This window comes from Methylobacterium sp. E-005, from assembly GCF_022829725.1.
GTDB lineage: Bacteria > Pseudomonadota > Alphaproteobacteria > Rhizobiales > Beijerinckiaceae > Methylobacterium.
The window spans coordinates 40978-49561 of the sequence record NZ_JAKSYG010000116.1 but is presented as its reverse complement, the minus strand read 5'-3'; the positions used below and the strand labels follow the sequence as shown (position 1 = coordinate 49561).

The 8584-nt window shown below is 69.2% G+C and carries 7 protein-coding genes; 3 read left to right on the top strand and 4 right to left on the bottom strand.

All coding sequences use genetic code 11. The features are described from left to right. Window positions 1-285: 285 nt before the first annotated feature. From MKK88_RS14115 to MKK88_RS14100, 4 genes are all read right to left on the bottom strand, one after another. On the bottom strand, window positions 286-1890 hold the full coding sequence (locus tag MKK88_RS14115) for a sulfite reductase subunit alpha (protein ID WP_244000671.1): 1605 nt from the start codon (window positions 1888-1890) through the stop codon (window positions 286-288). Beyond that, entirely contained in the window at window positions 1887-3701 is a 1815-nt protein-coding gene (locus tag MKK88_RS14110; RefSeq protein ID WP_244000670.1) for a NirA family protein, read from the bottom strand. The genes MKK88_RS14115 and MKK88_RS14110 overlap by 4 nt, the downstream gene beginning before the upstream one ends. A gap of 11 nt (window positions 3702-3712) precedes the next feature. Beyond that, window positions 3713-4981, bottom strand: a complete 1269-nt coding sequence (locus MKK88_RS14105) for an NAD(P)/FAD-dependent oxidoreductase (protein WP_244000668.1) — start codon at window positions 4979-4981, stop codon at window positions 3713-3715. A 331-nt stretch (window positions 4982-5312) separates the two neighbouring features. Continuing rightward, window positions 5313-6071, bottom strand: coding sequence for a DUF429 domain-containing protein (locus MKK88_RS14100; RefSeq protein WP_244000666.1), 759 nt, complete (start codon window positions 6069-6071; stop codon window positions 5313-5315). A gap of 104 nt (window positions 6072-6175) precedes the next feature. Between MKK88_RS14100 and MKK88_RS14095 the strand changes: the two genes are divergently transcribed. From MKK88_RS14095 to MKK88_RS14085, 3 genes are all read left to right on the top strand, one after another. Continuing rightward, the gene (locus tag MKK88_RS14095) at window positions 6176-7057 is read left to right on the top strand and encodes an HpcH/HpaI aldolase/citrate lyase family protein (RefSeq protein WP_244000665.1); all 882 of its coding nucleotides are present in this window, start codon (window positions 6176-6178) and stop codon (window positions 7055-7057) included. Next, a complete protein-coding gene (dut, locus tag MKK88_RS14090) occupies window positions 7054-7524 on the top strand; it encodes a dUTP diphosphatase (protein WP_244000663.1) in 471 nt (156 codons plus the stop codon). The genes MKK88_RS14095 and dut overlap by 4 nt, the downstream gene beginning before the upstream one ends. A gap of 441 nt (window positions 7525-7965) precedes the next feature. Beyond that, a complete protein-coding gene (locus MKK88_RS14085; RefSeq protein ID WP_244000661.1) occupies window positions 7966-8583 on the top strand; it encodes a TonB-dependent receptor plug domain-containing protein in 618 nt (205 codons plus the stop codon). Window position 8584 lies beyond the last annotated feature (1 nt).

Genomic DNA, 8584 nt, shown 5'->3' with positions numbered 1-8584 from the left:
ACCCGACCCCGCAATAGGGGCAGGTGGTCCGCACCGTCTGCGCCGCCACTGGCTGGGTCATGGCTTCTTCCTCGAAGGGTCGTCCTCGGCGGGAGCAAGCTCCGCGCCGTATCTCCCTCCCCCCTCTGCGGGGGAGGGTGGCCCCCGAAGGGGGTCGGGAGAGGGGAGCGACGGTGCCGGATGGAGCACAGCCCGTCCGTTGAGCCTTTTCCGGAACCCGGGTCCCCTCTCCCGCCCCGCATCCGCGGGGCACCCTCCCCCGCAGCGGGGGGAGGGTTGGGCTGGTCAGTACACGTCGGCCTGATACCGCCCGGCCTTCTTCAGCGCCGCAAGATACGCCACCGCGTCCTCGGGGCTCTTGCCACCGAACTGCGCAGCCACGTCGATGATCGCCCGCTCGACGTCCTTGGCCATGCGCTTGGCATCGCCGCAGACGTAGAAATGCGCGCCACCCTCGAGCCACTTCCACAGATCGGCGCCGTTCTCGCGCATCCGGTCCTGGACGTAGGTCTTCTCGGTCCCGTCGCGGGACCACGCCAGGGACAGGCGGGTGAGCACCTTGTCGTCCTTCAGCTTGGTCAGCTCGTCCTTGTAGAAGAAGTCGCTCGCCTGACGCTGGTGGCCGTAGAACAGCCAGTTGCGGCCGGGCGCCTGTGTGGCGGCGCGCTCGCGCAGGAAGGCCCGGAACGGCGCGATGCCGGTGCCGGGGCCGCACATGATCACGTCCTTCGACAGGTCGGCCGGCAGGCCGAAGCCATGCGCCTTCTGGAGATAGATTTTCACCCGGGTCTGCTCGGGCAGGCGCTCGCCGAGATGGGTCGAGGCCACGCCGAGCCGAAGCCGCGAGCGGTGGTTGTAGCGAACCGCGTCCACCGTCAGCGACACGCGTCCGACATCCATCCGGGGCGAGGAGGAGATCGAGTAGAGTCGCGGCTGCAACTCGTCCAAGGCCTCCAGAAACACCTCGGCGTTGGGCCGCGCGCCTGGGAACTTGTGCAGCGCGCCGAGCACGTCGAGGTAGGCGGCATCGCCGTCCGGATCCTCGCCGGAGGCGAGCGCCTGCGCCTTCTTGCGGGCCGGTCCCGAGGTGAGGAGCGACAGGAGCTGGTAGAGGTTGTCGGGCGCGGCACCCAGCGCGTAGTTCATCAGCAGGTGCTCGCGCAGGGTGCGCTCGCCGATCACCCGCTCGGGCCGGGCGCCGAGTTCCGCGATCACGGCATCCACCAGCGCCGGGGCGTTGGCTGGGAAAAGGCCCAGCGAATCGCCGACTTCGTACTGGATCGGCGTGCCGTCGAGGCCGATCTCGATGTGCCACGTCTCTTTCTCGCCGCCCGGATCGTTGAGGCGGCGGCGGGACAGGAACAACGCTTCCACCGGGTTTTCGCGGCAAAAGCCGAGTGGGCCAAGTTCGGCCGCCTTCTTCGGAGTGTCGCCCTCCGCCTTCGGGGCTGCCGGCGCGCCGGACGCGGCGCCGATCTCCTCCTCCAGCTTCTTGAGCATGCGCATCGTCTCCTTGCCGCCGGGCTGGCAAAGATTCAGGCGCTCCTCGTTCTTGAGGAAGATCGCGTTGGCGTAGTCGGCGCAGTTGTAGCCGCACTGGCCGCAATCCTGCTGCGCCATGGCGGCCATCAGCTTCTGCGGCTCGGACCGGTCCTTGGCCATGTCCATCCGCTCGCCGATCGGGACGGAGGGGTCGTGCCAGGGCGCGTCGTCGTTGTCGGCGAGCTTCGGGCCGGTGGCGGGGGCTTCGCCCGGCGCCAGAGCTGTGGCGCCCGCGATGGCGGGGCCGAGCAGAGCCGCGAAATAGCCCGAGAGCCACGCGCGCTGGTCCTCGTTGAACGGCGCGGTCTCGGGGATCAGGACGAGGGGAGGCGAGACGTGCTGGGTCATGCGGCGGCCTTCAGGGCGGGCTGGTCCTCGGCGGCGTCGCGGAGCGCCTCCGCGCCGGTGCGGCTGGTGAAGGCCTGGAAGCTCTCCTCGGGGCCCTGGCGGCGGGCGAGATAGGCGCGCAGCAGCGCCTCGACCCGGGCGGGGCAATCCTCGGCCTTGACGGCCTTCCAGATCTCGGTGCCGATCTTCGGGTTCTCGGCGAAGCCGCCGCCGACCACGATGTCGTAGCCCTCGACGGTGTCGCCCTCCTCGGAGACGACGACCTTGGCGCCGATCAGCCCGATATCGCCGATGTAGTGCTGGGCGCAGCTGTGATGGCAGCCGGTGAGATGGACGTTCACCGGCACGTCGAGGTTCGGCATCGCCGTCTCGATGTGGTCGGCGATGATCAGGGCGTGGCCCTTGGTGTCGGAGGCCGCGAACTTGCAGCCGCGGGCGCCCGTGCAGGCCACGAGGCCGGAGCGGATGCCCGCCGCCTTGGTGGTGAGGCCGAGCGCTTCCACGCGGGCCTCCACCTCGGCGACCTTCGCGTCCGGAACGCCGGAAACGATGAAGTTCTGCCAGACGGTGAGGCGAATCTGGCCGTCGCCGCACTCGGCCGCGATCGTGGCCAGCGCCCGCACCTGATCGCTCGTCATCTTGCCCACCGGCAGGACGACGCCGATCCAGTTGAGGCCGGGCTGCTTCTGGGCATGCACGCCGACATGGGCGTAGCGGTCGGTGGGCTTGCGCGGCGCCACGTGCTCCGGCGCGACCCGGTCGAGCTTGCGGCCGAGCTTGTCCTCGACGGCGGCGAGGTACTTGTCGAAGCCCCAGGCGTCGAGGACGTACTTCATCCGGCTCTTGTTGCGGTTCGTCCGGTCGCCGTTCTCGATGAAGACACGGATGATCGCGTCGGCGACCGCGTTGCAATCCGCGGGCTTGAGCACGATGCCGGTGTCCCGGGCGAGGTCCCGGTGGCCCGAGATGCCGCCGAGGACGAGGCGCATGTAGATGCCGGGCGGAACGGAAGCGCCCTCCAGCACCTCCACGGCCTGGAAGCCGATATCGTTGGTCTCCTCCAGGGTCGGCATCACGCCGCTGCCATCGAAGGCGACGTTGAACTTGCGCGGCAGGCCGTAGAGCGAGCGGTCGTTCAGGATCCAGTTGTGCCAGGACTTGGCGAGCGGGCGCGTGTCCAGCAGCTCCTGGGCGTCGATGCCGGCGGTGGACGAACCGGTGACGTTGCGGATGTTGTCGGCCCCCGCGCCCTGGGCGGTCAGCCCGATATCGGTGAGCCCATCGAGGAAGGGCTGGGCATGCTCGGGGTTGATCTCGCGGACCTGCAGGTTCGCCCGCGTGGTCACGTGGACGTAGCCACCGCCATGCTGGTCGGCGAGGTCGGCGACGCCCGCGAACTGCCAATGGTGCAGGATCCCGTTGGGGATCCGCATCCGGCACATGTACGAGACCTGGTTCGGCGCAACCCAGAACATCCCGTGGTAGCGCCAGCGGAAATTGTCCTCGGGCTTGGGCTGCTTGCCGGCGGCAGCCTCCTGGATCAGGCGGTTATGACCGTCGAACGGGCTCTCGGCGCGCTTCCACTTCTCCTGCTCGCAGAGCTTGCCGCCATCCTTGACGGTCTTGTCCTGCGCCTTGATGTGGATCGCATCCGGGCCGGTGGGCTCGGCGGGCGGGGCGGCCGCGCCCGCACCGCCGGAGAGGCCGCCGGTCATGCGGACGGCGGCGATGCCGGAGGCGAAGCCTTCGAGGTAGCGCTTCTGCTCGGCGTCGAACGAGTTCGGTGCAATCTGAGTGAGGGTCTCGGCCATCCCGTGCCTCCCTAAGCGGCCAGCGGCTCGGGCGCGGGGCACCCGAACATCAAGTCGTCCACGTTCTCGATCGGGTCGCCGGTACGGATCAGGCGCTTGCAGGCCGCCTGCTCGGCGATGTCGCCGACGAACACCGCGCCGATCAGCTTGCCCTCCCGCACCAGCAGCTTGCGGTACAGCCCGGCGCCGGGATCCGAGAGCACGATCGCCTCGGCGTCGTCCGGCGTGTCCACGATGCCGGCCGAGAAGACCGGCAGGCCCGAGACCTTGAGGCTCGTCGCCAGCGATGTTCCCCGGTACGCGGCCGTTTGCCCCGCGAGGTGGCGGGCCAGCGTATCGGCGTGCTCGTAAGCGGGCTCGACGAGGCCGTAGACCAGGCCGCGGTGCTCGGCGCATTCGCCCAGGGCGAAGATGCGCGGATCGGAGGTCGTCATCCGGTCGTCGACCGTGATGCCGCGACCGGTCGCGAGACCTGCGGCCTGCGCCAGCGCCACCGACGGGCGCACGCCCACCGACATCACCACGAGGTCGGCCGGCAGCACCGTGCCGTCGGAGAGGACAAGGCGCTCGACACAGGCCGCACCCTCGACCCGCGCGGTATCGGCCTGAAGAAGAACCTTGATGCCCCGGGCCTCCATGGCGCGTTTGACGAGCCCGGCAGCGTGGTGGTCGAGCTGGCGCTCCATCAGCCGGTCCATGACGTGGAGCAATGTCGTGTCGACGCCGAGCCGGGCGAGGCCGACGGCGGCTTCGAGGCCCAGCAGGCCGCCCCCGATGACGATCGCCCTCGCATGCTGCACGGCCGCCCGGCGGATCGCCGCCACGTCGGCAAGATCGCGGAACGTGATGATCCCGGGGAGATCCATGCCGGGCTTCGGCAGGCGGATGGGCAGGGACCCCACCGCGAGCACCAGCTTGTCGAAGGGTAGGACTTGGGTCTCGCCGACGATAACCAGACCGTTCTCCCGGTCGATCTGTGTGACCGGAGCGCCGGTGATCAGGCGAATGCCGTGGGCTTCGTACCAGTCGAGCCCGCGGAACGCGCAGGCCGCCTCATCGACCTCGCCGCCCAGGAGCGAGGAGAGCAGGACCCGGTTGTAGGCGGCCTGGGGCTCGGCGCCGACGCAGGTCACATCGAAGCGGTTGGGGCAGCCCTCGGTCAGGCGCTCGAGGAAGCGCAGGGAGGCCATGCCGTTGCCGACGACGACCAGCCTCTCGCGCGGCAGGCCGGTCTGGCTACGCGCGTCGTGTATGCGTGTGTCGCTAGGGGATGTCGCCATCGCTCGATCGCGTCTGGAACCTCGATTGCAGGATCGTTGGCGGACCGCCCACGAAAAAGCCGCTGCCGGTGACCCCGTGCAGGCTTCGAGCCCCAGGAGAACCGGATCAGCGGCCTCGCTGACGGCGCTGCCCGTCGCCGTTGACGGACGCGTTTAACCAAGCAGCTTCCGTGCCAGATCGTCGATCCGGGGCTCGTCGCCTGATCCGGCAGGCGAAATGCAACCCGGTCGCAGGGTGCGGTCCGGGCTCGGAATGCCCGGTGCGTTGCACAAAAAGCGGGCGTCCGGCGGCTAAATCATCACGTCCGGCCGTCACGTCGCGCGCCTGTGCCTACGCGGCATCGGGCGCCGGCGGCTCCCGCACGGCCGGTGCCCAGATCACAACGGGCAGACCGTGCCCATCCTGCTCCGGCAGATCGGGGAGTGGCCGGGCACAACCCGCCAGGATATCGCCCGCCACCACCAGGGCGGCCAGCGCATCGAGATGGTCGTCCTCGGGGATACCCTTCGCCCGGGCGTCGAGCAGCGCTGCCGGCAGACCCGCTGCGGACAGGAGCGTGCGTCGCCGATCGAGCCCTCGGCGGGCGTCGCGCCCCTTCTTCGGCAGGCCGAGCGGCCGATCGCCGTTGAGCGCGTGAAACGCCACCTCCGGGTGGACCTCGTGGATCCGCTTGCACAGCTCCGGCCGCGTCCGCAGGAGCGTATCCACCGCGCGGACGTAGCGGAAGATGTTGTAACCCTGGATCGAGGGCGCGAAGGGCGGGTCGCTGGCTGCCCGGGAGGCGGCCTTGGCGGTGTCGTAGTCGTCCGCATAGATCGCGGCCCGCGGCGGCATCGGGAAGACCGACGACCGCGCAGGACCGAGCGTGGCACGCGCCGCGAGATCGGCCGCCCGGCCGCCTCCGAGGATCCGGACGGGCAGGCCGATCGGCACGTCGATCCCGATCACGAGCGGTTGCTCCGGAGCATCGAGGAGTGCGGCCACGTCCGGGAAGAGGGCGCAGCGGTGGCGGTTGGGATCGTCGAGATCGAGCAAGGCCCCCGCCCAGGCGCCCCGGCAGCCGTCGAGTCCGGCGATCCACCGCGCCATCGTGATCCTCTCCCATGCGGAACTCGGTTCGGACTGCGTTCTTGTTCGGGCTGGCGTGGCCGGCTATCGCATCGCGCCGACGCACCGAATCCGGGAGCAGCGTGATGAGCGAGATCCGTCCCCGTCGCAGCGTCCTGGCGATGCCCGGCTCCAACGCGCGGGCACTCGAAAAGGCGCGCACGCTGCCCGCCGACGTAATCCTGATCGACCTCGAGGACGGAACCGCGCCGGAGGCCAAGGAAGCGGCCCGCGCGCAGGTCGCCGCCGCAGTGGCCGCCCGGGGCTTCGGGCCGCGCGAGGTGGTGGTGCGGATCAACCCGCCCGAGACCGATGACGGCGAGGCCGATCTCGTGGCGCTCGCCTCCGCCGCCCCGGACGCCATCCTGGTGCCGAAGGTCCGCACCTCCGATACGCTGATCGCCGTCGGATCCCGCCTGCGCCGGCTCGGCGCGCCACTGGCGACACGGGTCTGGGCGATGATCGAGACGCCGATGGCGGTGGTCAAGGCCGCCGAGATCGCCGGGGCGGCGCGGGACGTCGACGGGCGTCTCGCCGCCCTGGTGCTCGGCCCGAACGATCTCCTGAAGGCGGCCCGGATCCCGCCGCCGGGGCGGGCCGCCCTCGTCCCCTGGCTGATGACGGTGCTGGCCGCCGCCCGGGCCTACGAGATCGAGGCGATCGACGGCGTCTTCACCGACCTGACCGACGCGGCCGGCTTCGAAGCGGAGTGCGCGCAGGGCCGGGCTCTCGGCTTCGACGGCAAGATGCTGATCCACCCGAACCAGATCGGACCGGCCAACGCGGCCTTCGGGCCGAGCGCCGAGACGATCGAGCAGGCCAGACGGCTGATGGAGGTTTTCGAGGCGCCGGAGAATCGGGACCGCGGGGTCGTCGCGCTCGATGGCAAGATGATCGAGCGTCTCCACGTCGAGGCGGCCCGCCGGACGCTCGCCCTGGCTGACGCGATCGCGCAGCTTTCCGCGTGAGCGACCTGCCGGAGGTCGGATTGCGGCTGCTCGACCCGCGGCTCACCGGCTGGGGCTTCCCGCGTTGGGGTTCCGCAGCCGCCGCGGGGGTCGACCTGCATGCCTGCCTGGACGCGCCGCTGCTTCTGCCACCGCAGGGTAAGCCGGTGCTGATCCCGGCGGGGTTCAGCGTGCTGATCCGCGATCCCGCCTGGTGCGGCCTCATTTTTCCCCGCTCGGGTCGCGGACACCGGGAGGGCTTGGTGCTTGGCAACGGCACTGGTGTGATCGATGCGGATTATGAGGGCCCGCTGATGGTCTCCGCCTGGAACCGAGACGCGTCCGAGCCTGTCCGGATCGAGCCCGGCGAGCGGATCGCCCAGCTGGTCTTTACGCGCATTGCCCGGCCGGTCCTGACCGTCCTGGAAGGCCCGGCCGGCCCGGGCTCAGAGCGCGGCGCGGGTGGATTCGGGTCGAGCGGGCGCTGATCCGACGAGCGTCGCTGCGCGGCTCGATCGTTCCGCCGGCGGGGTCATCCTGTCGAGACGGGTTGCAGCGCTCTGCGCGTAGCGTTTCAAAAATGAACGAAACCGAATCTGCGCACCGCAAGCAGGTTTTGGAGCGCCATAACCACTTATGACTGTATTGTCAGATCTACTGCGAAAGTATATATTTATATAATACCGTTACCATTTCCCACAAACCCAATATTACAAGCCTTATCCTGAAATAATTCCAAATCATTGCGCTTGAGTCAGCTTTGCTACCCTGTTAACGGCAAAATCTGCACGGCATCGAAACACAGCACGCCCGCCTGAACTGACTGCTTCGGCAGATCAGATCATGTCGTGTTGCCAGAAGTCGCAGATATGCTCTTAACATCTTCCAAAAAACTTATCGTCCGGCACGCGCTGCGGACAGCTTTGCTGATGTTCCTTCTTCCGATCGCGGCCTCACCGGCACGCGCCGAGGATGCGCCGGGTGCATCGGTCCAGCTCGACACACTCTCCGTGGAGTCGCGCGGCCCAGCGGGGACGGGCGACCTTCCACCATCCTTCGCGGGCGGGCAGGTGGCCCGGGGCGGCCGGATTGGCCTGCTCGGCAACCGGGACTACATGCAGACGCCGTTCAGCACGGCGAGCTACACCGAGAAGACCATTCGCGACCGGCAAGTGATCAGCGTCGGCGATCTCCTGACCCGGACCGATCCGTCGGTGCGAGCGGCGATTGGCAGCGGCAACCGCTACGATGCCGTCACGATTCGGGGCTTTCGCATCGAGAACCGGGAATTCGCGCTGAACGAGCTCTACGGGCTCGTGCCGGATTACCGGATCGACCCCGCGCCGCTGGAGCGGGTCGAGATCCTGAAGGGTCCGGCCGCCTTCCTGTTCGGCGTGCCGCTGAACGGCGGCATCGCCGGCACCGTGAACGTCGTCACCAAGCGTGCCGGCGATGAGCCCCTGAACCGGGTTACGGTCGATTACGCCGCCCCGACGCGCGGGGGCGCCGAAATCGACGTCGCCCGGCGCTATGGCGATGCGAAGTAGG

Coding starts and splice junctions, on each gene's coding strand:
- MKK88_RS14105 (WP_244000668.1), bottom strand. CDS start 4,981: ATGGCGACATCCCCTAGCGACACACGCATACACGACGCGCGTAGCCAG.
- MKK88_RS14085 (WP_244000661.1), top strand. CDS start 7,966: ATGTTCCTTCTTCCGATCGCGGCCTCACCGGCACGCGCCGAGGATGCG.
- MKK88_RS14100 (WP_244000666.1), bottom strand. CDS start 6,071: ATGGCGCGGTGGATCGCCGGACTCGACGGCTGCCGGGGCGCCTGGGCG.
- MKK88_RS14095 (WP_244000665.1), top strand. CDS start 6,176: ATGAGCGAGATCCGTCCCCGTCGCAGCGTCCTGGCGATGCCCGGCTCC.
- MKK88_RS14115 (WP_244000671.1), bottom strand. CDS start 1,890: ATGACCCAGCACGTCTCGCCTCCCCTCGTCCTGATCCCCGAGACCGCG.
- MKK88_RS14110 (WP_244000670.1), bottom strand. CDS start 3,701: ATGGCCGAGACCCTCACTCAGATTGCACCGAACTCGTTCGACGCCGAG.